Genomic DNA, 557 nt, shown 5'->3' on the forward strand with positions numbered 1-557 from the left:
CGGCTTGGCGCCACCCATATGCTTAGCGGCTATGATCATTTGCTGTTTCTGTTCGGTGTTATGTTCTTTTTGACGCGCTTTAGCGAGATCATCAAGTTCATCACCGCCTTCACCATCGGTCATTCCATTACCCTGGTGTTCGCCACACTGTTCGGAATTACCGCCAATTACTACCTGATTGATGCGGTGATTGCGCTGACCGTCTGTTACAAAGCCTTCGACAACCTCGGCGGCTTTCAGAAACACTTGCAAATGAAATCCCCGAACCTGACCTGGATGGTGTTTGCCTTTGGTTTGATCCACGGGTTTGGCCTGTCCACTCGGCTTCAGCAGTTGCCGCTGGGCGACGATGGTCTGGTGTTCAAAATATTATCGTTCAATGTCGGCGTCGAAGTGGGACAGATTGTGGCTTTGAGCATCATGCTGGCCGTGCTTATGGTGTGGCGAAAAACCGCATCGTTTGAGCGCTTCAGCAAAGCTTCCAACGTGGGGCTGATGCTTGCCGGTGGTCTGTTGCTGCTGATGCAGTTACATGGGTTTCAGCACACGCAGTACCC

Annotated in this window: 1 protein-coding gene; it reads left to right on the forward strand. The window is 51.9% G+C overall.

What is annotated here, in order from left to right; all coding sequences use genetic code 11:
* Positions 1-60: 60 nt before the first annotated feature.
* Positions 61-557: HupE/UreJ family protein (locus tag B2W52_RS13500; RefSeq protein ID WP_286803544.1), on the forward strand; the 497-nt coding region annotated here is incomplete at its 3' end.

The organism is Marinobacter sp. UBA2498 (assembly GCF_002341575.1).
GTDB classification, from domain to species: domain Bacteria; phylum Pseudomonadota; class Gammaproteobacteria; order Pseudomonadales; family Oleiphilaceae; genus Marinobacter; species Marinobacter manganoxydans.